Origin of the sequence: Gordonia sp. (in: high G+C Gram-positive bacteria), assembly GCF_012515855.1 — a bacterium.
Taxonomy (GTDB): domain Bacteria; phylum Actinomycetota; class Actinomycetes; order Mycobacteriales; family Mycobacteriaceae; genus Gordonia.
On record NZ_JAAYXO010000035.1, the window covers coordinates 1 to 26,035 of the forward strand.

Sequence of the window (26,035 nt, forward strand, 5' to 3'; positions counted from 1 at the left end):
CGCGCACCGACCCGGCGGCCCCGGCCGTCTCGCTGGTGGGCCTCACCAAGGACTTCCGTTCCGGGAAAGGGGCCGCGGTCCGGGCCGTCGACGGGCTCTGCCTGCAGATTCAACCGGGGGAGGTGGTGGCCTTCCTCGGACCCAACGGCGCCGGAAAGACGACCACCATCGACCTGATCCTCGGCCTCACCGAACCCGACTCCGGTCGTGCGGAGGTGTTCGGCGGCCGACCGCGCGACGCGGCCCGCGGCGGCCGGATCGCCGCGGTCATGCAGACCGGAGGCCTCCTCGACGACTTCACCGTCGCCGAGACGGTGCGGGTGGTCGCGGCATTGCACGGGCGTACCGCCGACGTCCCGGAGGTGATGCGCCGAGCCGACATCGCCGATCTCGGCGGCCGGAAGGTCTCCCGCTGCTCCGGCGGGGAGCAGCAACGACTGAAGTTCGCGCTGGCGCTGCTGCCCGATCCGGACCTGATCGTGCTCGACGAACCCACCGCGGGCATGGACGTGGAATCGCGTCGTGCGTTCTGGGCCGCCATGCGATCGGATGCGCAGCGCGGTCGCACGGTCCTGTTCGCCACCCACTATCTGGAGGAAGCCGACGCGTTCGCCGACCGCATCGTGATGATGGCCCACGGCCGAGTGGTGGCCGACGGTTCCACCGCCGAGATCCGCACTCGCGCGAGCGACCGGGTGGTCTCCGCGGTGCTCGACGACGACGAGGTTCCGGCGCTGCGCCGGACCTTCCCCACCCTCCGGGTCACCGAGCGGCGCGGTGGTCGCCTGTACCTCTTGCTCCCCGATTCCGACGCCCTCGCCCGACACCTGCTGGTCGGCACGCCTGCGCGAGACGTCGAGATCGCCGGCCGCAATCTCGAGGACGCGTTCGTCGCGCTCACCACGGACGCCTGAGACGTCCCCTAAGCCTCGTCCCGAAATCATCCCGTGAAGGAATCAGTCATGATCTCGACCGCAACCGCAACCGCAACCGCAACCGTCGAGCCGCGCTCGGCAGTCGGCAACGCATCCACCGTCTACCTGCGCAACGACATCCGCCGCGTATTCCGGAATCGGCGCGCGATGATCTTCACCATCGCGATGCCCGCTCTCCTGTACCTGGTCTTCGGCGCCACCCAGGACAGCACAGAGTCCGTCGGCAGCGGCAACGTCGCCTTCTACGTGCTCATCGGCATGGCACTGTACGGCGCGGTGCTCGCGGCGGCGTCGAACGCCGCGGCCGTCTCCATCGAGCAGCAGGCGGGGTGGACCCGCACCCTGATGATGACCCCGCTCCGGCCCGCCGGGTATGTCGCGAGCAAGGTGACTCTCGCACTCTCGATGAGTGCGCTGCCGGTGGTGCTGCTGGCGGCGGTCGGCGCGCTCTCCGGCGCCCGCGCCGACGCCGGCGTCTGGGTCCTCTGCTTCCTGCTGGCCTGGTTGGGGTCGGCCGCCTTCGCCGCGCTCGGGCTCGCCCTGGGCAGCGTCCTGAAGTCCGACGGTGCCATGCAGGCGCTTGGCGGGGTGCTCGCGTTGCTGGCGTTCGCAGGCAATGTCTTCGTGCCGCTGAGCGGCACGATGCTGCGGATCTCCGAGTTCACCCCGATGTTCGGCGTGGTCTCCCTGGCGCGCTATCCGCTCGACGGCGGCGTCACCGTGTACGACGAGCAGGTGGAGCTCTGGGTCATCATCGCCAACGTCGTCTTCTGGGCCGCGACGTTCGCGGTTGCGGCAAGCTACTGCTACAACCGCAGCACCCGCAGGCAGTAGATCCACAGACATAGAGGTGGCAGACCCTTGGAGGAACCGATGACCGCAGCGCCCGCTCCCTCCTCTCCGTGGCGGAGCGGGCGCTGGCTCTTCGGGGCGGTCTGGCTCCTGTTCATGGCCTACCCGATCATCGCAGTGGTCACCGCCGACACCGGGCGGGCCGTCAAGGCCGGCGCGCTGGCGTTGATCGCCGTCCACGTCATCGTGTACCTGCTGCTCTGCGTCTACGCGATGTTCGACGACGCGGGCGGTGCCGGATGCGGCGCGCGGACGAACCCTCGGCTGGTCAACCTCGCCATCGCAGTGCTGGTGCTGATCGCGATCGCGCTGGTGGCGGTCATCCACACAGACGCGTTCGCGGTGGCGCCCTATCTGATGGCGGTGGTGGCCTTCGCGGCGCCGTGGCGGAGTCGGTACGCGCTGGGCGCGATCGTCGTGATCATCGCCTCGGTGATCGTCGTGCCCGAGATCTTCGGGTGGGAGATCGACGCCGGCTTCCTGGTGGTGATGGTGGTCGTGGGAATCTCGATGGGCTTCTCGCGACTGATGCTGGACGGCGAACGTGAGCGCGACCGCGCCGAGAAGCAGCAGCAGGACCTGAACGCGCGGCTCGCCGTGGTGGCGGAACGCGAACGCGTCGCTCGCGACGTCCACGACATCCTGGGACACTCGCTCACCGTCATCACCGTCAAGTCCGAGCTGGCCGGGCGGCTCGTGGACCTCGACCCCGAACGCGCCAAGTCTGAGATCGCCGAGCTCAACGCGCTGGCACGGGACGCACTGTCGGAGGTCCGGACCACCGTGGGAGCGCTGCGGACCCCTGAGCTGCCGAGTGTGGTCGCCGCGGCGACCAGTGCGTTGACTGCCGCGGGAATCGATGCCCGACTGCCCGATCCGGCCGACGGGGCGGGCCCCGACGCCACCCTGTTCGCGTGGGTGCTGCGCGAGGCCGTCACCAACGTCGTGCGGCACAGCGGCGCCACGCGTTGCGAGGTCACCTTGACGCCGGAGGCGATCGCCGTCGTCGACGACGGCTGCGGCTCGCCGCTGCTGACTTTCGGGAACGGGCTCCGCGGGCTCGCCGAACGAGTGGAGGCGGCGGGCGGCCGACTGACGGTCGACTCGGGGCCCGACGGCACGACGGTCGTCGCCACGGTCGAGCCGTAGCGGTCGTCGCACCCGGGGCCGCGGGTATCTTCAGTGAGCGAGAGGGGAACCGTGGAGACGATCAAGCTGCTGCTGGCCGACGACCAAGCGCTGGTGCGCGGGGCCCTGGCCGCACTGCTCGATCTGGAGCCCGATCTGGAGGTCGTCGCTCAGGTGGGACGCGGCGACGAGGTGGTGGCGTCGGCACGGGCCAGTGGCGCCCAGGTGTGCCTGCTCGACATCGAGATGCCCGGCATCGACGGCATCGCCGCCGCGGCGCAGGTGTCACGGGAGCTGACCGGGGTGCGGTCGCTGGTGGTCACGACCTTCGGTCGGCCCGGGTACCTGCGACGAGCGATCGACGCCGGAGCGTCGGGATTCGTCGTCAAAGACACGCCTGCGGCCGAGCTCGCCGACGCGGTGCGCCGCGTCCACGCCGGTCTGCGCGTGGTGGATCCGACCCTCGCCACCGAGAGTCTGGCGTGCGGCGACAACCCGCTGACCCCGCGCGAATCGGAGGTCCTGGCGGCGGCGCTGTCGGGCGCCACCGTCGCGACCATTGCCGGGCAGGTGCACCTCTCGGTGGGGACGGTACGCAATCATCTGTCGTCGGCCATCGGCAAGACCGGAGCCGCCACCCGGGCCGAGGCCGCCCTCATCGCGCGTGAACGGGGCTGGATCTGACGCCGCGCGCCACCGGGCGCGTCCCCGCGCTGACCGGTATTCGCACCGTCGCGGCCCTCGGCGTCTGCCTGACGCACGCCGCGTACTGGACCGGTCACTACACCGACGACTACCTCGGCCGCCTGCTGTCGCGCTTCGAGGTCGGCGTCGCCCTGTTCTTCGTGCTGTCGGGATTCCTGCTGTTCTCACCGTGGGTGCGCGCGCTGCACGATGCTCGCGCCGACGCACCGGCGAAGTACCCGCCGCTGGGCCGGTACGCCTGGCATCGGGCGCGGCGCATTCTCCCGGCGTACTGGCTCACGGTGATCGCGGTCTATGTGATCTTCCTGTTCCGAACCGATACTTCGGAGTTCGGTCAGGGCTGGTCGGGCCTGCTCCGGAACCTCACGTTCACGCAGGTCTACGGCCTGGGTCACCTGCACACCGGCCTCACCCAGATGTGGAGCATGGCCGCCGAAGTGGCGTACTACGTCGCGCTGCCCGCGGTCGCGTGGCTCATCGCGCACCTCGCCTGCCGGGGGCGTTGGCGGCCCGACCTGCTGCTGGTCTGTCTCGGCGCACTCCTGCTGATCTCGCCGATCTGGACCGTGGTGACACACGGCAGCGCGGGCATCGACTTCACCGCGCGACTCTGGCCGCCTGCCTTCGCCAGTTGGTTCGTCGGCGGGATGATCCTCGCGGTGCTGGCGCGGCTGGTGACGAGCTGGCCCGCGCTGCCGAGCGTCGGGGCGGCGGTGATCGCGTTCGTGATCAGCGGCGGCGCGATCGCCGGGGAGCCGACGATCGTCCCCCTCGAGACGGGAGCGGCGCTCGTCAAGCACACGCTGTACCTGGTGGTGGCCGTGGGATTGATCGCGCCGCTGGCGATCGGGCGCGACGCGGGAACGGCGGACGACTGGTGGTCGCGGTTCTGCGGCAGCCGCCCGATGGTGTGGCTCGGTGAGATCTCGTACGAGTTCTTCCTGGTCCACGTGATGGTCCTCGAGTTCGTGATGGACCTGCTCGGGTACTCGGTGTTCACCGGATCCACGGCGGCGGCGTTCCTGGTGACCAGTGCGATCAGCGTGCCCGTCGCCTGGGTGCTGCATCGCATCACCGCACCGCTGTGGCGAGTTTCTCCACGGCGGGATTTCCGAACCCGCAGGTAAGATTGCGCCATGACCTCACCGCAGCGTGCCGTGTCGGCAGCCGACCTCCGGCAGTGGACCACCGATGCTCGCGTGCCGGGACAGCCGGTGGAGCTGTCCGACACCGCCAGCATCCTCATCGCTGCCGGCTATCTCGCGCCGACCGCCCGGGCCACCGTCGTCCGACGCATCTCGCAGGGCCTGCCGATGCCCGTCCCGCAGCAGGGATTCAGCGAGGTCCGGCGTGTGCAGCGCGGCATCCTGCACGCCGAGCGCAAACTGACGTCGACCATGCTGCCGGGCTTCGTGGTGCCGATCATCCGGTCGAGACTCAACGGACTCACCCGCAGGCGCGACGATGCTCGTCGCGTCGTCGTCAACGGCAAGGGCGTGTTCCCGTCGGGGATGCGCGCCATCCGGCGCGAGCGTCGTGAGAACGTCTACCTGGAGATCGAGGAACGCGAACAGCTGTTCGCCGGACTGCTGTACACGCCGGTCGCGAACCTGTCGACCTCCGGCGCGCGCTGGTCGGGCACCGACGCGGTCGACAAGGTGGCGGGCGTGGTCGACAAGGTCGCGGGCCGGGCCGGCCGCAGGCAAGTGGAGCACTGGGCCGACGAAGTCTTCGGCACCGCGCCGACCACGGTCGACTCGTCGCGTGGATCGGTGTTCGCCGACGGTTACGAGGCACTGCTCTACGTCGCGGGCCACTACTACGAACGGATCCGGAACAATCCGGCGTGGTTGTCGGACCACTTCGACATGCAGCGGGTGCAGGTGAACCTGCATGCCGAGCTCGCCGAGATCTCGTCGGACATCGTGGCCTTGCGCGCGCTGCGCGTCGACCTCGACCGCGCGCGAGCGAACGGCGGCTTCGACAAGGGATTCGTCGCCCACCTCGCCGAGCGCGAGGAGGCCTTGCGTCCGGTGTGGAGCGAGTTGATCGACCGCGTGCACGCGCTGGTCGAGATCTGCGGAACGGTGGAGTCGGCGGCGGTGGAGCTGCGGCTGCTCAACGAGTTCGATCGTGCCACCACCATCGACGCCCGCATCGATCACCTGCTGTCGCGGTCGGGCGATCGGGAACTGTCCGCCGATCACTCGCGCCGGCTGTCGCAGCAGGTGCGCAGCGGCGAGGAGCAGCTCCGGATCTACCGTGACGTGCTGCAGGGCAATATCGCCCAGCTCGGGGGCGCGCCGATGGAACTGCCGGACAAGTACACGCCGTAGGGCGGTCCCGTGGTCGTCTACTCCCGGCTCCAGGCGCGGAGGTAGCCCTTCTCGTCGTCGGTGAGGCGCCGCAGGCTGTGCTTCTCGATGTCCACGACGGCCATCTGCGTGCTGGCTACGCATGCGGGACGCGCGTCGTCGTCGGCGGCGGCGCCGAAGATCTCGTAGCCGATGGTGAAGTCCACCGATCGGAAGTTCTTGATCCACATCCCGACGCGCAGCGGCGAGTCCTCGTGTCGCAGCTGGGACTGGTAGCGGATGTCGACGTGGACGATCATCGCGCTCTTGATCAGCGGCGCGTAGGCCTCGCCCGCGCTCAGCAGCCACTGGATGCGCGACTCCTCCATCAGGGTCACCATTCGGGCGTGATTGATGTGCCCGAAAGCGTCCATGTCCGACCATCGGACGGGCACGTCGGAGACGAATGCGTAGCGACGGTCGAGGCGACCGTCGGGGTGGGAGACCATGGGCCGAGTCTAATGTCGGATGACCCTCGGAACCCGCCGTCGTCGTGCCACCAGAGGTGCTGACGTTACGTGTGTGACATTTCTCAAGTTCGAGTTGTGGCCCGAATTCCACTTTCCCGAACGTGTGACCTGGCGATTTGCTCGGTAATCCGGCGGCAACGAAATTGTTACCGGCCAGTTCATCCACAGCTCAGGTTTAGGGCTTATCCTTGGCGGCCATGTGGTCTAAACAGAGTACGCGGCGAACGGTGCGCGTCGGAGCGGTCGTGGCGGCCGTCGGCATGCTTGCGGCGACGGTGCACGCCCCCGTCGGAGCGGCACCGCGAGGCGCCCGCGTGGTGGCCGAGGAAGTCCGCAGCGTCCACCGCGTCGACCTCACGATCAAGACCCCGTCGATGGAAGACCCCGTGCCGGTCACCGTGCTGTCGCCCAGTGGCGATGCGCCTCGGCCGACCGTCTACCTGCTCGACGGCGCCGACGGCGGCGAGGAGGTCAGCGACTGGCTCACCAAGGGCGGCGCGGAGCGCTTCTTCGCGGGGAAGAACGTGAACCTGGTTCTCCCGGCCGGTGGTGCGGGCAGTTTTTACACGAACTGGATTCGCAAGGACAAGAAGCTCGGCAAGCCTCAGTGGGAGACTTTCCTAGCCGACGAGCTGCCGCCGCTGATCGACGCCAAGTTCAACGGCTCGGGAAGCAATGCCGTGATGGGGCTGTCGATGGGCGGCCAGTCGGCGTTCGCGCTGCTGTCGCGCCATCCGGACCTGTATCGCGGCGCGGCGTCGATGAGTGGATGTCCGCCGGTGTCGGGGCAGGCCAATGAGGCGTATGTGCGCGCGACCGTCGCCAAGGGCGGCGCCGATCCGAACAACATGTGGGGCGCGCCCGGGTCTAAGAACTGGAAGGCGCACGATCCGTCGTACCGGCTCGACAGTCTGCGAGGCAAGGCGCTCTTCATCTCCTCGGGATCCGGGGCTGTCGGTCCGATGGATCTCACTGCGAAGCGCGACCCGAAGGACGGTCCGGAAGACATGCAGATCGCGGCCGGGTCCGGCCTCGAGGTCGGCGCCAACCGCTGCTCGCTGGAGTTCGCGGCGCTGCTGCAGTCGAAGAACATTCCGTTCACGTCGGGCTTCCGGTTGATCGGCACCCATTCGTGGACCTACTGGAAGCAGGACCTGCCTAAGGCCTGGGACGCGATCGCTCCCGCTCTGTAGCCGCAGACGCTGACGAGAACGGCGCGACGACCCTGCGGGGCTTCGCGCCGTTCTTGTTGGTCCGTGCCGTTCCCAGCGGTGTCAGTGTGGCTTTCTCACCGCGTCGCGGCCCACTGGGCGGCGAAGGTCAAGAAGGCGTTGTTCTCGGCGGCGTGGGTCACGGTGACGCGGACGCCGTCGCCCGCGAACGGTCGGACGATCACGCCTGCCTCTGCGCACGCCGTCGCGAACTCGACGGCGTCGTCGCCCAGCATCAGCCAGACGAAGTTGGCCTGCGAGTCGGGCGTGGAGAACCCGAGTTCGCGCAGTCGTGCGGTCACCCGGTCGCGTTCGGCGACGACGGCGTCGGTGCGGGCCATCAGTTCGTCCTGCGCTCGCAGGGAGGCGACGGCGGCGGCCTGGGCTACGCTGCTGACCGTGAACGGCACGTGGACCTTGTTCAGGGCGGCGATGACCTCCGGATCGCCGACGGCGTACCCGACGCGCAGTCCCGCGAGCCCGTAGGCCTTCGAGAAGGTGCGGAGCACCACCACGTTCGCGAACTCGCGGCGCAACTCCAGGGCGTTGTACGCGTACGGCTCCGACAGTCGCATGTACTCGAAATAGGCCTCGTCGAGCGCGACCACGATGTCCGACGGGACGGCCTCAAGGAATGCGCGGAGGGCCTGCGCCTGGACCACGGTGCCCGTCGGATTGTTCGGGTTGCAGACGAAGATCAGGCGGGTGCGGTCGGTGACTGCCGCGGCCATCGCCTCGAGGTCGTGCACGGCGTCGCCCGTCAGCGGTACCTGGACGGGTGTCGCACCGGCGACCTGTGTGGCCACCGGATACATCTCGAACGAACGCCAGCCGAACAGCACCTCGTCGCCCGGACGTGCGGTCACGGTGATCAGGTTCTGACAGAGGATCACCGAGCCGCAGCCCAGCTGAACCTCCGCGGGTGTGACGCCGAGGTTCTTGGCGAGCTCGTCGGTGAGTTCCACCATCCCGTTGTCGGGGTAGCGGTTGGCGGCCGCCGCAGCCTCGGCGACGGCGCGGGTGACGCTCGGGAGCGGAGGGTCGGTCACCTCATTGCTCGCGAGCTTGATCGCGCCGGGGAAGTTCTTGCCGGGAACGTAGACGGGCAGGTTGTCCAGGTCGGGTCGGATTCGCATGCTCACCCCTCAAATGTACGTCTGACCTGCGGATGAGGTGCCGGTAGCCGATGGATTTGCGAACTGAGGCCGCTGCTGTGTAATGTTTTGCCCCGGCGGTCGAAAAGGACTCCACCAGGGAGACGTGCCAGAGCGGCCGAATGGGACTCACTGCTAATGAGTTGTTCTATGAAAATGGAACCGGAGGTTCAAATCCTCTCGTCTCCGCCGACTGGGACTCGTTCCCGGTATAACTGAAGATGTGCGGATCGTAAGATCCACTACGCGCCCGTAGCTCAACGGATAGAGCATCTGACTACGGATCAGAAGGTTTGGGGTTCGAATCCCTACGGGCGCACTCTGCACAACGCGGGTCAGATATTTCTGACCCGCGTTTTGCGTGGGTCAAAACTTTGGCGTTCGAAACGGGCTGGGGGCCCGTTTCGAACGCCAAAGTTTCAGCCGATCCGGCCAGACGCGTGCGCACATCGGTCAGGAGGCGACCGTGATCTCGCGCAGCAGGCGGACGGCGCGTTCCACGAGCGGCGACGTCCGGTCGGGGACCCAGGCCGCGGCGAGGTCGACGGATGTCTCTGGCTCTAACGGCACGTAGCTGGCGCCTGCGATGGCCAGGGCCGCAGTGGGTTCGGGGACGATCGCCACGCCGAGCCCGGCAGCCACCAGGGTGACGAGCGTCGACGTCTCGGCCACCTCGTGGCGGATCCGTGGAACAAAACCCGCCTCCGCGCACAACTCCACCACGAGCCGGTTCAACGTCGACCGGTCGAGGCCCGGGTGTACGACGAACTCGTCGTGGCGCAACGACTCGACCCTGACGTGCGTGCGCTCGGCGACCCGATGACTGTCCGGAACCAGCGCGAACAAGCGGTCGCTGCGCATCGTCTCGACCACCACGCGCGAGCTCGTGACCGGTGGTCGCAGCAGGGCGAGGTCGATCTCGCCGGCTTCGAGCGCGGCCACCTGGTCGGGGACCAACATCTCGCCGCGGACGCTCACGTCGATGCCGGGGAGTTCTTCGCGCAGGGTGCGGACGAATCGGGGGAACAGGGAATAGGTGGCCGATCCGACGCAGCCGATGGCGAGCGATCCCTGCACACCGTCGGCCACTCGCTTGGCCTGGTAGCCCGCCGTGTCGACCGCGTCGAGGATCTCGCGGACTCGCTCGAGGTACACCGCTCCGGCGGCGGTGAGTTCCACCTGTCGGGTGGAGCGCAGCAGTAGTTGGACGCCGAGCTCGGCCTCCAGTTGCTTGATCTGCGCCGAGAGCGGCGGCTGCGCGATGTTGAGTCGCTCGGCCGCGCGACGGAAATGCAGTTCCTCAGCGACGACGCGGAAGTACCGGAGGTGACGAAGTTCCACGATTGATACTGTACTGGTTTCAGTCTTGGCAAAATATGTACTTCCGGGTATGGATTCGGGTTTCTACTGTGGAGGCATGGCACAGGGTGACTCGACAACGTCCAGAGGGCGTGCGGGCAGCGACATCGTCGTCTGCTCGCCGCTGCGAACGCCGGTCGGCAGGATGGGCGGCGCGCTGGCGGCGGTCACTGTCAATCAGCTGGCCACCGGTCTTCTGGGTGAACTCGCCGCGCGGACCGGACTCGGCGAGAACGACATCGACGACGTGATCTTCGGGCAGGGCTACGCCAACGGCGAGTCGCCCGCGCTCGGCCGGATCGCGGCGCTCGACGCCGGACTCGGCATCGGTGTCCCGGGCACTCAGATGGACCGTCGCTGCGGCTCCGGACTGCAGGCGATCCTGACCGGCGCGGCGCACATCGCCAGCGGAGGCGCCGATCTCGTCGTCGCAGGCGGCGCCGAGTCGATGTCGAACGTCGAGCACTATGCGCTCGGTCTCCGCACCGGTGTCGGACAGGGTGGCGTAGAGCTTCGCGACCGCCTCGATCGCGGCCGACTGACCGCGGGAGGCGAGTCGCACCCCGTCGCCGGCGGCATGATCGAGACCGCCGAGAACCTGCGCGCCAAGTATGGACTGTCCCGGGAAGCGCAGGACCGGCTGGCCGCCGAATCGCACCGCCGTGCGCTCGCGGCCATCGAGGCGGGCCGCTTCGCCGACGAGATCGTTCCGGTGACGGTCCCGGGCGGTCGTCGTGGTCCGGACGTCGTCGTCGACACCGACGAGCATCCGCGGCCCGGAACCACCGTCGAATCACTCGGCAAGCTGCGGGCGGTGCGACGCAAGCTCGACCCCGACTCCACCGTCACCGCGGGCAACGCCTCCGGTCAGAACGACGGTGCCGCGATGGTGGTCGTGACCACGCTCGCCGACGCCGAGCGGCGCGGCCTGGACCCGATGCTCGCGCTGCGGTCGTGGGCGGTCACCGGCTGTGAGCCGTCCGAAATGGGCATCGGCCCCGTCGGTGCCACAGCCAAGGCGCTGAGCCGGGCGGGCCTGACGCTCGACGACCTCGACCTCATCGAGCTCAACGAGGCGTTCGCCGCTCAGGTGCTCGCGGTGCTGGCGGAATGGGGGATCGACGCCGACGACGAACGGCTGAACCCGAACGGCTCGGGCATCTCGCTGGGGCACCCGATCGGTGCGACCGGCGCCCGACTCGTCGTGACGGCCGCGCACGAGGCGCGCCGACGACAGGCCAAGAACATACTGGTCACCATGTGTATCGGTGGCGGTCAGGGCCTCGCGGGCATCTTCGAGGCCGTCCGATGAGCGCGGTCGACGTCCACGCGGTGGTGGCGGGCGATCCGACCAACCCCGCGGTGGTGCTCTCGAACTCGCTCGGCTCCACCCACCGCATGTGGGACGCGCAGGTGGCCGACCTCGCCGAGCACTTCTACGTGATCCGCTATGACACCCGAGGCCACGGCGAGAGCCCGGCGCCCGCGGGGCCGTACTCGATCGACGACCTCGCCGACGACGTGATCGCGTTGCTCGACCGGTTCGGGCTCGAACGCGCCCACATCGTCGGACTCTCGCTCGGCGGTATGACGGCTATGCGCCTGGGCGTGCGCAATCCGGATCGGGTGAACCGTCTCGGGCTGTTGTGCACCGCCGCGGTGCTCGGCCCGGCGTCGAACTGGACCGACCGTGCCGCGACGGTCCGCGCCAACGGGATCGCCTCGATTGCCGACGCCGTGGTCAGCCGCTGGTTCGCGCCCGGCTACCTCGATGCGAACCCGGAGCGGAAGCAGTACTACGAGGCGATGGTCGCCTCGACGCCCGACGAGGGTTACGCGGGTTGCTGCGAAGCCATCGCCGCGATGGATCAGGTGGCCGACCTGCCGTCGATCACCGCGCCGACGCTCGCCATCGCGGGCGCCGACGACGCAGCGACCGGTCCGGACATGCTGGCCGCGATCGCCGACGCGGTGGCCGACGGAACACTGCTGGTGGTGCCCGACGCCGCGCACCTGGCCAACGCGCAGCAACCACAGATCGTGACCCCGGCGCTGATCGACCATCTGCGCGGCTGAGCGGGCCTGACTGCGCACGACCGCGGGCGATTCTGGCACCATCGAGGTCGAGAGTCGTTCGGGAGGAGTCGTGGTGAACCGGTCATCGCAGCAGTCGCCGGGTTATCGGCCGCCGCTCGCCGCCGGGCAGTCGTACCCGCCGCTCGGCTACAGCGACACCGGTGCGCCGATGTTCACCTACGAAGATCGCGAGCGGGCACTCGCCGGTCCGCAGCTGGTGACGGCGGCACCGCCGGAGCCGCCCGCACCGGTCGTCGCTCCACCTCCGCCCGAGAACCGCCGCAATCTGGCGATCGGACTCGCCGCGGTGGTCGTGCTGGTGCTCACCGTCGCGCTGGGTATCGCGTTCCTCGGGGATTCGGACGAGGCCCCGGTCGATCGTGCGAATCCGCCTGCGAGCCAACCCACCGACGATCCGTACTTGCAGCAGCTTCCAGAGCAGCCCGAGTCGTCGGTTCCCCGCGACCCCGAAGCGGACGACCCCGCGCCGGGAAGCGGGCCGGCGACCGTCGTCTACGAGGTCGACTCCGGGCCGGCGACGATCCTGTTCGTCCAGGGCACGCGAGTACGGCTCGAGCAGAACTCGAAGGGCACGTGGAAGCGGACCATCCGCGGGAGCCAGCGCCAATTGCTGCGAGTCACCGTGATTCTCGCGGGCGACGAGCCCGCCAGCTGTTCCATCACCGTCGACGGCAAGGTGGTGGCCGAGGAATCGACAGGCCCGACGCCCACCGGCATGCTCACCTGCCAGTTCGAGAGCTGACACGCCACCGGCGTGGTGTGCCGACGGTTGATTCCGACTACCGTGGTCACCGTGAACACCTTCGACTCGTCGTCGGCCGATGCCGGCGTGAAAGCGATGCTCACCTGGCGTAACGCTGCCGGTGACCGCCTCGAACAGGTCAGGCTCAACCTCAGCGGCGCCCGGGTGCGCGCCTATGGGCGCATCGTCGCCGCAGCCACGGACGGCTGCGAGGCGTACTCCGCGTCGTACGAACTCGTCACCAGCGACGCGGGCATCACCCGCCGATTGTCGGTGCGCCTGATCCGTGCGGGTGGCGAGAGCTCGCTCGACATCAGCCGCGACATGGACGGCCGCTGGATGGTGCAGACGCCGACCAGCACGGTCCGCAGCGACTTCGACGGCGCCGAGACCATCGACCTCGCCCTCTCACCCTTCTTCAAGGGCCTGCCGATCCGCCGGTTCGGGATCGCCGACGGCGGTCGTCGCGACGACCTCAGCGTCGTCACTCTGCAACTTCCCGACTGCGCGATCGACTCGGTGTCGATGAGCTACGAGGATCTCGGCGACGGTCAGGTGCGGGTCACCGGACCCGACGGCGTCACCGATCTGACGGTCGACGAGGCGGGCATCGTCCGCGACTACCCGGGAATCGCCCGCCTGATCTAGGGTCGAGCCCCGCCACCGGGATCTCAGGCCATCCAGACCCTGGCTCGGTGTGCCTGACGACGTAGCTCCTGCTGCCAGTCCGGGTCGCCGATCCGAACGTCGGTGATCGGCTCGGGCTCGGCGCCCGCGATCGCCTCGTACTTGGCGCGGGCGCGGTGTCCGTCGTCCACCAGCACCGCGACGCTGCCCGTGTCGCGGAGGGCGTTGCGCGCGGCGATCAGCCGGTCGATGGTCTCGCTCAGCGTGTTGAGCAGCGCGATCGAGTTCGCTTCGAGCATGGCGCGCTGCAACTCGGGGGCGGTGCCCGCGACCCGGGTGCCGTCGCGGAAGCTGCCTGCCGCGAGTCGCAGTGCCAGGTCGCTCTCGCCCGCGCCGACCGTCGCGGTGACCGCAGCCGTCAGATGGGGGTTGTGCGAGATCGCCGCGGCGGCGCGGTCGTGGGCGTCGTTGGCGGCCGGGACCACGTACGCGCCTGCCGCTCGGGCCATCCGGGCGACAGTGAGCCAGTCGTCGGCGTCAGTGTCGTCGTGCGTGGTCACCATCCACATCGCGCCCTCGAAGAGGGTCGGGTCGGTGGCCGCCCAACCGGACTGCGCGGTACCCGCCATCGGGTGGCCGCCGACGTAGCGGCCGTTCGGGTGGACGCGCTCGATCAACTCGGCCACCTCCTCCTTCACGCTCACCACATCGGTCAGCAGGCAGTCGGGCGCGGTGTCGCGCACCGCGACGACCATCGCTTCGAGTGCGGTGAACGGCGTCGCCAGCACCACGGTCGCATCGGCTTCGGCGGCGCGCCGGAGGGTGACATCGAGGTCGCTCGACGCGGCGTATCCGTCGGCGACGGCGGCGTCGACGGTCGCGGCCGAGCGGTTGTAACCGAAGGCCGAAATGCCGGAGTCGGCGAGTCGGCGGAGGAGGGATCCGCCGATCAGGCCGAGGCCGAGGACGCATACGGGACGAGAAGCTGCAGCAGGCACGGATTCAGCGTGGCACATCGACGCTCATTCGACTTGGGAGAGTCCGGAATACCGGCTACCGTGGCGGACATGGCCAAGCCTGGTGCGCAGAGCGATTACGACGATGTCGACGGTTTTGCGGTGGCGGTTGTCCGCGAGGAGACCGGATGGAAGGTCACGGAGCTGAAGCCGTCGGCCCTCGACAGCCTCGACGACGCAGAACTTCAGCTCCGCGAGCTGCGCTCCGCCAGCGCGACCTTCGGCATCCTCAACGTCGACGACGAGTTCTTCATCATCATTCGTCCGGCCCCCGCAGGCGCCCAGCTGCTGCTGTCGGACGCGACGGCGTCAGTGGACTACGACATCGCTGTCGACGTGCTCGACGCGCTGCACATCGACATCCCGGACCTCGATCCCGACGACATCGACGACGTCGACCCGTGGGAGGAGGGCGATCTCGCGATCCTCTCCGACCTCGGTCTGCCCGACGCGGTGCTGAGCATCATCGTCGGCGACACCGACCTCTACGCCGACGAGCAGATCGGCATGATCGCCGCCCGCATGGGCTTCGGCGACGAGCTCTCGGCGGTGCTCGACAAGCTCGGCCGCTGACGCAGGCCATGACGCGCCCGGATCGGGGAGAGGTGGATCGCGTCGCCGATGCGATGATGGCCGTCGCCCTCGACGCCGCGCGGAGTGCGCCCTCCGACGATGTGCCGATCGGCGCCGCGGTGTTCGGTCCCGACGGCACAGAGCTCGCCCGGGCTGGCAATCGACGTGAAGCCGACGGCGATCCCACCGCGCACGCCGAGATCCTGGCGTTGCGTGCCGCGACCGCCGTCCATGGCGACGGCTGGCGGCTGTCGGACTGCACACTGGTGGTCACCGTGGAACCGTGCACCATGTGCGCGGGCGCCATCGGCCTGGCGCGGGTGTCCCGCGTGGTGTTCGGCGCGTGGGAGCCCAAGACCGGAGCCGTCGGCTCGCTGTGGGACGTGTTGCGCGACGTCCGGCAGGTTCATCGACCAGAGGTGCTGGCCGGCGTCCGAGAGGCCGAATGCGCCGCGCTGGTGCGTGACTTCTTCGCCGGCCGTCGGGGTCATCCCTGAACTCTCCCCGGAGATCTGGTCCGGCCCCTCGCCGAGGCGTGCTTCCTGTGGCAGATTCGAGGGTGCAGACGCCGTCTGCCCAGACTCTGCGGAATTGGGGAAGCACCATGTCGGATCCGATGGACAAGATCAGCGAGGTCGTCGACACCTTCGCGCGGAAGGTCGACGAGTTCGCCACCAGCGAGCAGGTCACCAGCGCGGTCGAGACAGCGAAGACCAAGCTCACCGAAATCGCGAGCAATGAGCACGTCACCGGTGCGGTCGACACCGCGAAGGACAAATTCCACGAGGTCGCGACCAACGAGCACGTCGTCGGTGCCGTCGAGACCGCGAAGGGCAAGCTGCACGAGGTCGCGACCAATGAGCAGGTCGTCAGCGCGGTGGAGGCGGCCAAGTCGAAACTCGATGAGCTCGCGGCCAAACTGCCCGGCCGCTGAACCCGACCGAAATGGGCGCTGACCTGCCGATTTCGTGCTGGTGACCCACTGCGGTACAGTTTTCCGCGGTGGCGTGTCCGAGCGGCCGAAGGTACAGCACTCGAAATGCTGCGTGCGGTAACCCCGCACCGGGGGTTCAAATCCCCCCGCCACCGCCGAGGGCCCTGACCTGCAGATGCAGGTCAGGGCCTTTTCCAATTGCCTGACCAGGTGATCCGCAACAAGGGGTCCGTAAACAAGAGTGTGCCTTGTGACCACCTGGTGGTCACAAGGCACACTCTTGAGGTTTCTGACGGAAGCTCAGTGGTCGATCGAGAACGAGCTCCGGCGACGGTGAACCTCGATCGCCAGGGTCACCAGGCGGTCGATGAGGTCGGGGTACGAGATGCCGGTGGCCTCCCACATCTTCGGATACATCGACGCCGGGGTGAAGCCCGGAATCGTGTTGATCTCGTTCAGCAGCCAGCCGCGGCCGTTCTCCTCGTAGAAGAAGTCGACGCGGGCCATCCCGGCGCAGCGCAGGGCGACGAAGGCGTCGGCGGCGAACTCGCGCACCTGCGCGATCGCCTCGTCGGAGAGCGGCGCGGGAATCATCAACTCGGCGTTGCCGGTGACGTACTTGTCCTCGTAGTCGTAGAAATCGCTGCCGGGCTTCACCTCGCCGGGGAGTGAGGCGTCGGGTGCGGTGTTGCCGAGGACGGCCACCTCGATCTCTCGCCCGACCACCGTCTCCTCGATGACGACGACGTCGTCGTACCGCAGTGCGAAGTTGATCGCGGCATCGAGTTCGGCGACCGTCTCGGCGTGACTGACACCGACCGACGAGCCCATGTTGGCCGGCTTGACGAACACCGGCAGCCCCAGCTGATCGACGGTGTCGGTGAGGATCTGGCGGGCGTCGTCGACACCGTCGCGGAAGGTGAGCCACTTGCATTGCGGAACGCCCGCTCGGGCGGCGACCTCCTTGGCCATCGCCTTGTCCATGCACAGCGACGACGACAGCACGCCGCAGCCGACGTACGGGAGCTTGAAGAGCTCGAGCATGCCCTGGACGGTCCCGTCCTCGCCGTGCGGACCGTGCAGGAGGGGGAAGACGACGGTCAGGGCTTCGTTGTCGCCGCGCAGGACGTCGAGCGGATTGACCACCGGCCCGGAGATGTCGAGGCTGTTCGGGAGCTCGACGCCCGCCGTGAGGGCCTCGGCGATCGCGTCATTGCGGTGCCACTCTCCGCGCTTGCTGATGCCGACCGGAATCAGTTGGTACTTCGAACGATCAGCGGCGGCCAGCACGTGCGCGGCGCTCACTCGGGACACATCATGTTCGGCCGAGACGCCGCCGTAGAGGACAACGAGCCGGATGAGGGGGGTGCTCATGGGTGCAACGATACGTGCTTGCTTGTAGCGTTGTTTGCCGTGCATCTCCTTGCAAGCCAGATAGCCGCCGCGACGGGCGGAACCCTCCACGGACCGGATGTCACGGTCGATTCCGCGAGCATCGACTCGCGGTCGGCCCGGCCCGGCCAGCTGTTCGTGCCGATCGTCGCCGAGCGCGACGGCCACGACTTCATCGCGTCCGCGGTCGCCGCGGGAGCGCCCGCATATCTGACCGATCGAGCGCCCGATCCCGCGGTCGCGGCGACGGCGGTTCAGGTGGCCGACACCGCTGAGGCGCTGGCAGATCTGGGGCGCCACGTGCGTGCCGGGCTGCCGGGCAGCGTCGTCGGCGTCACCGGGTCGGTGGGCAAGACCTCCACCAAGGATCTGCTGGCAGGCGTGCTCGCGACCACGTTCCGCACCGCGGCGAGCGAGAAGTCGTTCAACAACGAGCTCGGCCTGCCGCTGACGCTGTTGGGCGCCCCCGACGACACCGAGGCCGTGGTGCTGGAGATGGGCGCGCGCGGTGTCGGACACATCGCGCAGCTGTGCTCCATCGCGTCGCCGACAGTGGGAGTCTTGACCCGGGTCGAGGCGGTGCACCTGGAGATGTTCGGCAGCCTCGACGACGTCGCCAAGGCCAAGGGCGAGCTGGTGGAGGCGCTCCCGGCGGACGGCCTCGCCGTGCTCAACGCCGACCACCCGGTGGTCGCCGCGATGGCCTCGCGGACCTCGGCGCGCGTCCTCACCTACGGCGTCGCCGAGAACGCGGACGTGCGGGCCACCGAGATCGTGCTCGACGATCAGCTGCGCGCCGCCTTCACCCTGCACAGCCCGTGGGGCAGCACGGCCGTGCGGCTCGGCGCCCGCGGTGAGCATCAGGTGGGCAACGCCCTCGCTGCCGCCGCGGCAGGCGGTGGGGTCGGCGTGCCGATCGAGAAGATCGCTCAGGGTCTGCTGGTGGCCGACCTGTCGGGCCTCCGCATGGAGATGAGCACCACCGCGGGCGGCGTCATCGTGATCAACGACGCCTACAACGCCAATCCCACGTCGATGGCCGCCGGCCTCTCGGCGCTCGCGCGCACCGACGCCGGCCGACGGTTCGCCGTGCTCGGCACGATGGCCGAACTCGGCGCCGACAGCGACGCCGCGCACCGCGACGTCGCGCAGCAGGCGCTCGGCCTGGGCGTGAGGGTGATCGCCGTCGACGAACCGGCCTACGGCGACGGCGTCACGCATGTCACCGGGATCGACGGCGCCGTCGACGCGCTCTCCGGACTGCGCAGCGGCGACGCCGTCCTCATCAAGGGAAGCCGCGTCGCCGCGCTGGAGCGTGTGGCCGACGCCCTGGGCTGATTACTGGACCATCAGCGAGAACGCCTGGCTGCCCTTGCTGCAGCGCGCGAGCTCGCCCGGGTTGGTGGCGGGGCCGCAGTCCCAACCGGAGACGGTCTGGGCCTTGCCGGTAGCGATCAGCGGACCGTACTCGTTCGCGATGGTCTTGGCGGTGTCACAGCTGACGTCGCCCTGGACGACGTGGATGTAGAGGGCGCCGTCCGGGCCCTTGGTGGCGCCGCAGGTCTTGTTGCCGTCCTCGGAGGTGCCCTCGACGGTCGACGCAGCCGACGTGGTGCCGCTGCGGGGCTTCGGTCCCGCGACCACCGGCACGCTGCTGTTACCGGACGGCGCCTGCGCGGAGGTCGCGGGCGTGTTCGGGTCGGACGGCGCCTCGTTCTCGGAACCGCAGGCGGTGGCTGCGAACGCGAGGGAGATGCCGAACAAGGTGGTTGCGGCCAGTTTCATCGTGCGAGTCATGGGACAACGCTAACGAATTTGAGTGCTTCCGCGCAGAACTGGGACAATGACGTCCGTGACATCCAGCCACTTCGCACCGCGTGCGACCCTCGAGGGCACCGCCGGTCGTACCGGCACCATCACCACTCCGCACGGCGAGATCCAGACGCCCGCCTTTGTTCCGGTGGGGACCAAGGCGACGGTCAAGACCGTTGTTCCGGAGTCGGTCGAAGCCCTGGGCGCGCAGGCGGTCCTGGCGAACGCCTACCACCTCTACCTGCAGCCGGGCCCCGAGATCATCGATCAGGCAGGCGGGCTCGGTCGCTTCATGAACTGGCGGGGCCCGACGTACACCGACAGCGGCGGGTTCCAGGTCATGTCCCTCGGGGTGGGCTTCAAGAAGGTCATCTCGATGGACGCGGTGGGTCCGCAGGACGACCACAAGATCGCCGAGGGCAAGGAGCGACTGGCCAACGTCGACGACGACGGCGTCACCTTCAAGTCGCACCTCGACGGCACCAAGCATCGGTTCACGCCGGAGATCTCGATGCAGATCCAGCATCGGCTCGGCGCCGACATCATCTTCGCGTTCGACGAACTCACCACGCTGATGAACACCCGCGGTTACCAGGAGACCTCGCTGGAGCGGACCCGCCAGTGGGCCATCCGCTGCCTGGCCGAACACAACCGGCTGTCGCAGGAGCGGTCGCACCGGCCGCAGCAGGCGCTGTGGGGCGTCGTGCAGGGTGCGCAGTACGAGGACCTGCGGCGCAAGGCGACCCGCGACCTGGTGGAGCTGAGTCGGATCGACCGCGAGAACGGCGGTAAGGGCTTCGGCGGATACGGCATCGGTGGCGCCCTGGAGAAGGCGAACCTCGGCACGATCGTCGGCTGGGTCACCGACGAACTGCCTGACGACTCGCCCCGGCACCTGCTCGGGATCAGCGAGCCCGACGACATCTTCACCGCCATCGAGAACGGCGCCGACACCTTCGACTGCGTGTCGCCGACGCGGGTGGCGCGCAACGGCGCCATCTACTCCTTCGACGGCCGCTACAACATCACCAACGCCAAGTTCCGGAACGACTTCCGTCCGCTCGACGACGAACTCGACAACTACTCCACCCAGTACAGCAGGGCCTACCTGCACCACCTGTTCAAGGCGAAGGAGGGGCTGGCGTCCACCTTGGCGACCCTGCACAATCTCTCGTTCACGGTGACGCTGGTGGATCGCGCGCGCAAGGCGATCGAGGACGGAAACTACTTCGAGTACCGCGACGAGTTCATGGCTCGGTACTACGCCGGTAGCCGTTGATCCATTTCTATATTCAAAAAGTCCTAATCGAGGCTAATTAAGTAATTTCCTATTCCAAGTCTCGTCGATAGTGTGATCCGCAACGCACTGTTTGACGACGGAGGTATGAGGAAATGCTTGTTGCGCCCACGGCCGTGGTTCTCGCCACGACCTCCGTGGATCTGGAGCCTGCGCGTATGCAGGCCCAGGGCTGGCGGTCGGCCGAGATGGCTGTCGCTGAGCGCGACCTCACCGATCAGGCCCTCGCCGACCTCGCGTCGACCGCAGACCAGACCGGCGAGCACAGCTTCGCTCGTGCCGTATCGGCCGTCCGCGCCGCGCGCGACGGCGACTTCGCGCCGGTGCCGCACATCGACGCCGGGGTCGAGATCCTACGGACCTTCCTGCAGCAGGGAATGATCGACGGCTGGCTCTACGTCCGCGAGTCGGACGGCTACCTGCATCCGTATCTGGTGACCACGATCGTCATGGAGCATGCCGATCGCACACGTGGTGCTCGGATCAAGATCACCACCGAGGCCGACAACCCGACGGTCAAGCGGCCCTCGCGCGCGCCGCGCGTCCTCTACTTCGACGAGACCGAAGTGGTCGGCAAGACGCCGGCGGACATTCTCACCGCAGGCGGCGCCTACAAAGAGACGGCGGCTCTTCGTGCCGAGTACCTCGCACGAAGAGCCGCGTTCCAAACCATCATCGACGACGGTTTCGGACGGCAGTACACCTTCACCGGCCGCGCGCTGCGCACCGACGACTACCGCTCGCCCAACGCGCGTACGGACCGAAAGGTGGTCCACGACGTCGCTCCCGACGAGATCGCGCCGCTGCGCGGTGTCGCCGCGTCGGCGCTGTGGCCCGCAGGGGACTTCGGGCCGGTTCCGGTGATCACCGCGGTACGGGTCTTCGACCTCGCGGCCCAAGACTTCCTCGACGTCGACACCGGCGACCTCGAGCCGTACCGCTACGACCGCGACCTGCAGGACAAGCTGGTCCTTCCGCCCGAGCACGGCGAGCTCCTCGACATCCTGACCACCGACATCTCGGTGTTCACCGGCGACATCATCGACGGCAAGTCGGCGGGCAACGTCATCCTCGCGAAGGGTCGCCCGGGCGTGGGCAAGACGCTCACCGCGGAGGTGTACGCCGAGGTCATCGGCCGTCCGCTGTACTCGATTCACTCCGGATCACTGGGCATCACCCCGGAACTGGTGCGGAAGAACCTCGAGGTCATCTTCGACCGTGCCAAGCGCTGGGAAGCGGTGCTGCTGCTCGACGAAGCCGACGTCTTCGTCGCCGAGCGCGGGTTCGACATGAGTCAGAACGCCATCGTCGCGGAGTTCTTACGGACCCTCGAGTACTACGACGGCCTGCTGTTCCTCACCACCAACCGAATCGACGGTGTCGACGAGGCGATCCTCGCGCGCTGTGCCGCGGTCATCGAGTACCACGTGCCGGACCCGGATTCGGCACGCCGGATCTGGCAGATCCTGGCCGAGGGCAACCAGATCGACCTCGGTGACGAGCTGCTCGACGAGCTCGTCGCCGGATTCCCCGAGATCACCCCGCGCGACATCAAGATGCTGCTGCGACTCGCCCTGCGGATGGCGGCGCATCGCGGTGTGCCGCTGGGGCCCGAGGTCTTCGCCAGCAGCGCGGTGTTCCGCGGTCTGCGATTCGTCCCGCGGGACGAGCGATGACCCGGACGAGCGACGACCCACAGACTTTCACCACCCGACAGCCCCGAGTCGGTGAAAACCACAATCCCTCCAGGGAAGGAACCCCCAATGACTGACACCAGCTTCTCCGCAGAGGTCACCGCCAAGGCCGCCGACTCCGGCGCCAACGCGTCGGCTCAATTCCGCGAGCGGATGGCCGCCGCAGCGGGCCGCTCGGGAGTCGTCGACACCGCGCGCGTCGACCACCTCGCCTCCAAGGTCATCAAGTCGATCAACGACATCGTGCTCGAAGAGAAGGTGAGTTACGAGGAGTACAACGCTCTCAAGGCATGGCTGATCAAGGTCGGCGAAGACGGTGAGTGGCCGCTGTTCCTCGACGTGTGGCTCGAGCACTCGGTCGAAGAGGTCGCCAGCGAGCACCGCGAGGGCAGCAAGGGCACCATCGAAGGCCCGTACTACATTCCCGACGCCCCCGACATGGGATGGAACGGCACCATCCCGATGCGCGACGACGAGCCCGGTACCCCGCTGGTCTTCCAGGGACAGGTGCGCGCGGTGGACGGCCGACCACTGTCGGGTGCGAAGGTCGAGCTCTGGCACGCCGACGACCTGGGCTTCTACTCGCAGTTCGCACCCGGCCTGCCCGAGTGGAACCTCCGCGGCACCTGGTCGGCGAACGATGACGGTCGCTTCGAGATCAACACCCTGCGTCCCGCGCCCTACCAGATCCCGACCGAGGGCGCGTGCGGTCAGTTGATCGCCGCCGCAGGCTGGCACGCCTGGCGTCCGGCCCACCTGCACTTCAAGGTGTCGGCTCCGGGCTACGAGCTCATCACCACCCAGCTGTACTTCCCGGGCGACCCGCACAATGACGACGACATCGCGTCGGCCGTGAAGCCGGAACTGATGCTCGACCCGAAGGAGAACCCGGCCGGCGAGGGCTTCGTGACCGATTACGACTTCGTTCTCGACCCGGAAAAGTAGCAGGAAGACCCGGAAAAGCAGCAGGAAGAACCATGAGTGACCTCGAAATCACCGCCGTCGAGGCGATTCCGTACTCCATTCGGTACCGGAAGCCGCTGCGCTTCGCGTCGGGAGAGATCACGCATGCCCAGCATGTGTTGATCCGTGTCCACACGAAGGGCGGGCTGATCGGGTCGGCGGATGCCCCGCCGCGCCCGTTCACCTACGGCGAGACCCAAGCCGGTGTCATCGCGGTGATCGAGTCACTCTTCGCCCCGCAGATCGTCGGCGTCGACGCCGACCGTCGCGACCTGATCCGTCAACGGATGCATCGCACCGTCGGCAATCCGGTCGCGAAGGCGGCGATCGACATGGCGCTGTGGGACATTATCGGTCAAGCCTGGTCGATGCCCGTCCACCGCCTGCTCGGCGGGTTCACCGACAAACTCCGCGTCAGTCACATGCTGGGCTTCGACACCCCCGAGGTGATGGTCGCCGAGGCGGGCAAGATGCGTGACCGCTACGGAATCAGCACGTTCAAGGTGAAGGTGGGCCGTCGTCCGATCGACGCCGACGTCGAGGTGGTCCGCGCGCTGCGACAGACGCTGGGCGACAAGGCCGAACTGTACATCGACGGCAATCGGGGCTGGTCGCCGTCGGAGTCGGCCCGGGCATTGGAACAGCTCGCGGACGTCGGTCTCACCTTGGCCGAAGAACTCTGCCCCGCGGACGACGTGCTCGGGCGACGGTGGTTGGTGAACCGCTGCAGCGTGCCGTTCGTGGCCGACGAGTCGGTGTCGACATCGGCGGAGGTGACGCGCGAGCTGCTCGGCGGCTCGGCGACCGCCATCTCGATCAAGACGGCGCGCACCGGGTTCAGCGGGTCGGAGGAGATCCTGCATCTCGCCACGGGGCTCGGCGTCGAGGTGGTGATGGGCAACCAGATCGACGGACAACTCGGTACCGCATGCACCGTCGCCTTCGGCGCGGCGCACGAGGCGACGAGCCGGCGGGCCGGCGAATTGTCGAACTTCCTCGACATGTCCGACGACCTCCTCACCGAACCGCTCGAGATCGTCGACGGCTATCTGGCCGCCCGCACCGGGCCGGGCATCGGGGTCTCGATCGACCCGGACAAGCTCCAGCACTTCCGCACCGACAAGTAGTCCACACCGAACGAGAAGAAGGTACGCAGCGAAATGGCTCTCTACGCCGTGCAAATGGACGTCGCGATCCCCGACGACCTCGATCCCCAAGTCCGCGAGGAGACCCTGGCTCGCGAGAAGGCCTACAGTCAGGAACTGCAGCGCAGCGGGGAGTGGGCCCACATCTGGCGGTGCGTCGGCGAGTACTCGAACATCTCGATCTTCGACGTCGCCGACAACGAACGCCTTCACGAGGTGCTCTGGGGGCTTCCGCTCTTCAAGTACATGACCTGCGAGGTGACTCCGCTGGCGACGCACCCGTCGGACATCAACGCCTGACGGCTCAGGGTTCTGGGCTACCTGACTCTGGGGCTACCCCCGCGGCACGAAGATCCACGGCTCGCGGGGGAGCTTCGACGGCTCGAACCGGTCGGTGAGGTCTGCGAGGGTGACACGTTCGCCGTCGTCGGCCATCCGCAACGACGTCGCGATCATCGACAGCACCCCGCCGGAGTCCACGCCCTGCTCGCGCAGATCCGCGAGCGTCACCGCGCCGTCGCGCTTGGCGAGACGCGCGCCGTCGCGGTTCAGGACCATCGGGACGTGCGCGTACTCGGGCGGCCGGTGACCGAGCATCGCCGCCAGGTACGCCTGGCGCGGTGCGGAGGTCAGCAGGTCGTCGCCCCGGACCACCTGGTCGATCCCCGACGCGGCGTCGTCGACCACCACCGCGAGGTTGTACGCGGGGGTCCCGTCGTTGCGGACGAGGACGAAGTCGTCGACGTCGCCGGTGAACTCACCGTGCAGCACATCGTGCACCGAGAACGACGAGGCCTCGGCCCGCAGCCTGATGGCGGCGGGCCGGTCGGCTCGTCGTTCGTCGCGTTGGGCCTCCGTCAGGTCCCGACAGGTGCCCGGGTAGGCGCCCTGCGGGGCGTGCGGAGCACTGGGGGCCTCGAGGATCTCGCGACGCGTGCAGAAGCACTCGAAGGTCGTGCCCGCACGCACCATCGCGTCGATCACGGTGCGGTAGTGCTCGCGCCGATCGGACTGGTAGATCACCGGCTCGTCCCAGGTGATCCCGAGGGCAGCCAGGTCGTGCAGCTGACGGACGTCGGCCCCCGGTTGAGCGCGGTCGAGGTCTTCCATGCGCATCGCGAAATGGCGGTCGGTGGTGCGCGCGAACAGCCAGGCGAGGACCGCGGTGCGCAGGTTCCCGATGTGCAGGTCGCCCGACGGCGACGGCGCGAAGCGACCGGACGGGTTCAGCGGCGGCATGCCTTCACCGTAGTGTCCGGCCGATTCGAGGTCCCGGGGGATGTGCCTCGACCATCGCGCTCCCGTGCGTCCGCGCCGGGACCCCGTGCGGTCAGCGGGCCGACGACAGCCGTTCGGCGACGATCAGGCGAGCTGCGTCGCCGCTGGTGATGCCCTTGGACGCGGCGGTCTGCAGCACGTGTCCAGCGCGGTCGCGCAGATCCTCGACCTTGGTCGTCAGCTGCTCGACGGTCCAGTCCTGCTGCTCACTGAACGCCTGGATCACGCCGCCGGCGTTGGCGATGTAGTCCGGGACCCAGACGATCCCGCGGTCGCCGAGGAGCTGTTCGACATCAG

The 26,035-nt window shown here is 68.3% G+C and carries 27 protein-coding genes, 3 tRNA genes and 1 pseudogene; 23 read left to right on the forward strand and 8 right to left on the reverse strand.

What is annotated here, in order from left to right:
- From GX543_RS02210 to GX543_RS02235, 6 genes are all read left to right on the forward strand, one after another.
- The coding region (locus GX543_RS02210; protein ID WP_290849495.1) for an ABC transporter ATP-binding protein at window positions 1-914 on the forward strand (914 nt) is incomplete at its 5' end.
- A 51-nt stretch (window positions 915-965) separates the two neighbouring features.
- On the forward strand, window positions 966-1,769 hold the full coding sequence (locus GX543_RS02215; protein ID WP_290849519.1) for an ABC transporter permease: 804 nt from the start codon (window positions 966-968) through the stop codon (window positions 1,767-1,769).
- A 39-nt stretch (window positions 1,770-1,808) separates the two neighbouring features.
- Window positions 1,809-2,936: a sensor histidine kinase gene (locus tag GX543_RS02220; RefSeq protein ID WP_290849496.1), complete on the forward strand. Its 1,128-nt coding sequence runs from the start codon at window positions 1,809-1,811 to the stop codon at window positions 2,934-2,936.
- 51 nt (window positions 2,937-2,987) lie between these two features.
- On the forward strand, window positions 2,988-3,599 hold the full coding sequence (locus tag GX543_RS02225) for a response regulator transcription factor (RefSeq protein ID WP_290849520.1): 612 nt from the start codon (window positions 2,988-2,990) through the stop codon (window positions 3,597-3,599).
- Window positions 3,596-4,747 carry an acyltransferase gene (locus GX543_RS02230; protein ID WP_290849521.1) on the forward strand — a complete coding sequence of 384 codons (1,152 nt, stop codon included), beginning with the start codon at window positions 3,596-3,598 and terminating at the stop codon, window positions 4,745-4,747. Before GX543_RS02225 ends, GX543_RS02230 begins: the two co-directional genes overlap by 4 nt.
- 9 nt (window positions 4,748-4,756) lie before the next feature.
- Window positions 4,757-5,956, forward strand: coding sequence for a hypothetical protein (locus tag GX543_RS02235; protein WP_290849497.1), 1,200 nt, complete (start codon window positions 4,757-4,759; stop codon window positions 5,954-5,956).
- Between the two features lie 17 nt (window positions 5,957-5,973).
- On the opposite strand, the gene GX543_RS02240 is transcribed toward GX543_RS02235, so the two are convergent.
- The gene (locus tag GX543_RS02240) at window positions 5,974-6,423 is read right to left on the reverse strand and encodes a thioesterase family protein (protein WP_290849498.1); all 450 of its coding nucleotides are present in this window, start codon (window positions 6,421-6,423) and stop codon (window positions 5,974-5,976) included.
- Window positions 6,424-6,641: 218 nt separating this feature from the next.
- On the opposite strand from GX543_RS02240, the gene GX543_RS02245 reads away from it, so the two are divergent.
- Complete coding sequence (locus GX543_RS02245) at window positions 6,642-7,637, forward strand: alpha/beta hydrolase family protein (RefSeq protein ID WP_290849499.1); 996 nt, start codon at window positions 6,642-6,644, stop codon at window positions 7,635-7,637.
- A gap of 95 nt (window positions 7,638-7,732) precedes the next feature.
- On the opposite strand, the gene hisC is transcribed toward GX543_RS02245, so the two are convergent.
- Window positions 7,733-8,797: a histidinol-phosphate transaminase gene (gene hisC / locus GX543_RS02250; protein WP_290849500.1), complete on the reverse strand. Its 1,065-nt coding sequence runs from the start codon at window positions 8,795-8,797 to the stop codon at window positions 7,733-7,735.
- Window positions 8,798-8,909: 112 nt separating this feature from the next.
- On the opposite strand from hisC, the gene GX543_RS02255 reads away from it, so the two are divergent.
- Window positions 8,910-8,998: transfer RNA gene (locus tag GX543_RS02255), tRNA-Ser, on the forward strand.
- A 57-nt stretch (window positions 8,999-9,055) separates the two neighbouring features.
- Window positions 9,056-9,128 (forward strand) — tRNA-Arg (locus tag GX543_RS02260).
- Between the two features lie 134 nt (window positions 9,129-9,262).
- Here the strand turns inward: GX543_RS02260 and GX543_RS02265 are convergent.
- Window positions 9,263-10,150 (reverse strand): LysR substrate-binding domain-containing protein, encoded by an 888-nt coding sequence (locus GX543_RS02265; protein ID WP_290849501.1) that lies wholly within the window; start codon window positions 10,148-10,150, stop codon window positions 9,263-9,265.
- A gap of 76 nt (window positions 10,151-10,226) precedes the next feature.
- Here GX543_RS02265 and GX543_RS02270 point away from each other — a divergent pair, with 76 nt between their 5' ends.
- The 4 genes from GX543_RS02270 to GX543_RS02285 all read left to right on the forward strand — a co-directional run bounded on the left by GX543_RS02270 (window position 10,227) and on the right by GX543_RS02285 (window position 13,655).
- Window positions 10,227-11,480 (forward strand): acetyl-CoA C-acetyltransferase, encoded by a 1,254-nt coding sequence (locus tag GX543_RS02270; protein WP_290849502.1) that lies wholly within the window; start codon window positions 10,227-10,229, stop codon window positions 11,478-11,480.
- Complete coding sequence (gene pcaD, locus GX543_RS02275) at window positions 11,477-12,244, forward strand: 3-oxoadipate enol-lactonase (protein WP_290849503.1); 768 nt, start codon at window positions 11,477-11,479, stop codon at window positions 12,242-12,244. Before GX543_RS02270 ends, pcaD begins: the two co-directional genes overlap by 4 nt.
- 70 nt (window positions 12,245-12,314) lie before the next feature.
- Window positions 12,315-13,007, forward strand: a complete 693-nt coding sequence (locus GX543_RS02280) for a hypothetical protein (protein ID WP_290849504.1) — start codon at window positions 12,315-12,317, stop codon at window positions 13,005-13,007.
- Between the two features lie 51 nt (window positions 13,008-13,058).
- Window positions 13,059-13,655, forward strand: a complete 597-nt coding sequence (locus tag GX543_RS02285) for a putative glycolipid-binding domain-containing protein (protein WP_290849505.1) — start codon at window positions 13,059-13,061, stop codon at window positions 13,653-13,655.
- Window positions 13,656-13,678: 23 nt separating this feature from the next.
- On the opposite strand, the gene GX543_RS02290 is transcribed toward GX543_RS02285, so the two are convergent.
- Window positions 13,679-14,632, reverse strand: coding sequence for a prephenate dehydrogenase (locus GX543_RS02290; RefSeq protein WP_290849506.1), 954 nt, complete (start codon window positions 14,630-14,632; stop codon window positions 13,679-13,681).
- A gap of 69 nt (window positions 14,633-14,701) precedes the next feature.
- On the opposite strand from GX543_RS02290, the gene GX543_RS02295 reads away from it, so the two are divergent.
- The 4 genes from GX543_RS02295 (at window position 14,702) to GX543_RS02310 (ending at window position 16,312) form a co-directional block, all read left to right on the forward strand.
- Window positions 14,702-15,223, forward strand: coding sequence for a tRNA adenosine deaminase-associated protein (locus tag GX543_RS02295; protein ID WP_290849507.1), 522 nt, complete (start codon window positions 14,702-14,704; stop codon window positions 15,221-15,223).
- An 8-nt stretch (window positions 15,224-15,231) separates the two neighbouring features.
- Window positions 15,232-15,720, forward strand: a complete 489-nt coding sequence (locus GX543_RS02300) for a nucleoside deaminase (protein WP_290849508.1) — start codon at window positions 15,232-15,234, stop codon at window positions 15,718-15,720.
- Window positions 15,721-15,827: 107 nt separating this feature from the next.
- Window positions 15,828-16,157 carry a mannosyltransferase gene (locus GX543_RS02305; RefSeq protein WP_290849509.1) on the forward strand — a complete coding sequence of 110 codons (330 nt, stop codon included), beginning with the start codon at window positions 15,828-15,830 and terminating at the stop codon, window positions 16,155-16,157.
- A gap of 67 nt (window positions 16,158-16,224) precedes the next feature.
- A tRNA-Ser gene (locus GX543_RS02310) sits at window positions 16,225-16,312 on the forward strand.
- 145 nt (window positions 16,313-16,457) lie between these two features.
- Here the strand turns inward: GX543_RS02310 and GX543_RS02315 are convergent.
- The gene (locus GX543_RS02315) at window positions 16,458-17,531 is read right to left on the reverse strand and encodes a D-alanine--D-alanine ligase family protein (RefSeq protein WP_290849510.1); all 1,074 of its coding nucleotides are present in this window, start codon (window positions 17,529-17,531) and stop codon (window positions 16,458-16,460) included.
- Between the two features lie 39 nt (window positions 17,532-17,570).
- Here GX543_RS02315 and murF point away from each other — a divergent pair, with 39 nt between their 5' ends.
- The gene (gene murF / locus GX543_RS02320; RefSeq protein WP_290849511.1) at window positions 17,571-18,887 is read left to right on the forward strand and encodes a UDP-N-acetylmuramoyl-tripeptide--D-alanyl-D-alanine ligase; all 1,317 of its coding nucleotides are present in this window, start codon (window positions 17,571-17,573) and stop codon (window positions 18,885-18,887) included.
- Here the strand turns inward: murF and GX543_RS02325 are convergent, their stop codons facing one another.
- Window positions 18,888-19,346 (reverse strand): hypothetical protein, encoded by a 459-nt coding sequence (locus tag GX543_RS02325; protein WP_290849512.1) that lies wholly within the window; start codon window positions 19,344-19,346, stop codon window positions 18,888-18,890. It lies immediately after the preceding gene.
- 46 nt (window positions 19,347-19,392) lie between these two features.
- Between GX543_RS02325 and tgt the strand changes: the two genes are divergently transcribed.
- From tgt to catC, 5 genes are all read left to right on the forward strand, one after another.
- On the forward strand, window positions 19,393-20,640 hold the full coding sequence (gene tgt / locus GX543_RS02330; RefSeq protein WP_290849513.1) for a tRNA guanosine(34) transglycosylase Tgt: 1,248 nt from the start codon (window positions 19,393-19,395) through the stop codon (window positions 20,638-20,640).
- Between the two features lie 113 nt (window positions 20,641-20,753).
- Entirely contained in the window at window positions 20,754-22,334 is a 1,581-nt protein-coding gene (locus GX543_RS02335) for an ATP-binding protein (RefSeq protein ID WP_290849514.1), read from the forward strand.
- Window positions 22,335-22,421: 87 nt separating this feature from the next.
- The gene (gene catA, locus GX543_RS02340; protein WP_290849515.1) at window positions 22,422-23,297 is read left to right on the forward strand and encodes a catechol 1,2-dioxygenase; all 876 of its coding nucleotides are present in this window, start codon (window positions 22,422-22,424) and stop codon (window positions 23,295-23,297) included.
- A gap of 32 nt (window positions 23,298-23,329) precedes the next feature.
- On the forward strand, window positions 23,330-24,442 hold the full coding sequence (locus GX543_RS02345) for an enolase C-terminal domain-like protein (protein WP_290849516.1): 1,113 nt from the start codon (window positions 23,330-23,332) through the stop codon (window positions 24,440-24,442).
- Between the two features lie 33 nt (window positions 24,443-24,475).
- Window positions 24,476-24,760 carry a muconolactone Delta-isomerase gene (gene catC / locus GX543_RS02350; protein WP_290849517.1) on the forward strand — a complete coding sequence of 95 codons (285 nt, stop codon included), beginning with the start codon at window positions 24,476-24,478 and terminating at the stop codon, window positions 24,758-24,760.
- Window positions 24,761-24,793: 33 nt separating this feature from the next.
- On the opposite strand, the gene gluQRS is transcribed toward catC, so the two are convergent.
- Both gluQRS and GX543_RS02360 read right to left on the reverse strand, forming a co-directional pair.
- Window positions 24,794-25,699: a tRNA glutamyl-Q(34) synthetase GluQRS gene (gene gluQRS, locus GX543_RS02355; RefSeq protein WP_290849518.1), complete on the reverse strand. Its 906-nt coding sequence runs from the start codon at window positions 25,697-25,699 to the stop codon at window positions 24,794-24,796.
- Between the two features lie 91 nt (window positions 25,700-25,790).
- A pseudogene (locus GX543_RS02360) lies at window positions 25,791-26,035 on the reverse strand (valine dehydrogenase); the annotation flags it as partial.

Bases quoted from the DNA above. Each gene is read 5' to 3' on its own strand.
- GX543_RS02220 (WP_290849496.1), top strand. From the start codon at position 1,809: ATGACCGCAGCGCCCGCTCCCTCCTCTCCGTGGCGGAGCGGGCGCTGG.
- GX543_RS02235 (WP_290849497.1), top strand. From the start codon at position 4,757: ATGACCTCACCGCAGCGTGCCGTGTCGGCAGCCGACCTCCGGCAGTGG.
- GX543_RS02240 (WP_290849498.1), bottom strand. From the start codon at position 6,423: ATGGTCTCCCACCCCGACGGTCGCCTCGACCGTCGCTACGCATTCGTC.
- GX543_RS02245 (WP_290849499.1), top strand. From the start codon at position 6,642: ATGTGGTCTAAACAGAGTACGCGGCGAACGGTGCGCGTCGGAGCGGTC.
- GX543_RS02270 (WP_290849502.1), top strand. From the start codon at position 10,227: ATGGCACAGGGTGACTCGACAACGTCCAGAGGGCGTGCGGGCAGCGAC.
- pcaD (WP_290849503.1), top strand. From the start codon at position 11,477: ATGAGCGCGGTCGACGTCCACGCGGTGGTGGCGGGCGATCCGACCAAC.
- GX543_RS02295 (WP_290849507.1), top strand. From the start codon at position 14,702: ATGGCCAAGCCTGGTGCGCAGAGCGATTACGACGATGTCGACGGTTTT.
- GX543_RS02300 (WP_290849508.1), top strand. From the start codon at position 15,232: ATGACGCGCCCGGATCGGGGAGAGGTGGATCGCGTCGCCGATGCGATG.
- GX543_RS02305 (WP_290849509.1), top strand. From the start codon at position 15,828: ATGTCGGATCCGATGGACAAGATCAGCGAGGTCGTCGACACCTTCGCG.
- GX543_RS02315 (WP_290849510.1), bottom strand. From the start codon at position 17,531: ATGAGCACCCCCCTCATCCGGCTCGTTGTCCTCTACGGCGGCGTCTCG.
- GX543_RS02325 (WP_290849512.1), bottom strand. From the start codon at position 19,346: ATGACTCGCACGATGAAACTGGCCGCAACCACCTTGTTCGGCATCTCC.
- tgt (WP_290849513.1), top strand. From the start codon at position 19,393: ATGACGTCCGTGACATCCAGCCACTTCGCACCGCGTGCGACCCTCGAG.
- GX543_RS02335 (WP_290849514.1), top strand. From the start codon at position 20,754: ATGCTTGTTGCGCCCACGGCCGTGGTTCTCGCCACGACCTCCGTGGAT.
- catA (WP_290849515.1), top strand. From the start codon at position 22,422: ATGACTGACACCAGCTTCTCCGCAGAGGTCACCGCCAAGGCCGCCGAC.
- GX543_RS02345 (WP_290849516.1), top strand. From the start codon at position 23,330: ATGAGTGACCTCGAAATCACCGCCGTCGAGGCGATTCCGTACTCCATT.
- catC (WP_290849517.1), top strand. From the start codon at position 24,476: ATGGCTCTCTACGCCGTGCAAATGGACGTCGCGATCCCCGACGACCTC.
- gluQRS (WP_290849518.1), bottom strand. From the start codon at position 25,699: ATGCCGCCGCTGAACCCGTCCGGTCGCTTCGCGCCGTCGCCGTCGGGC.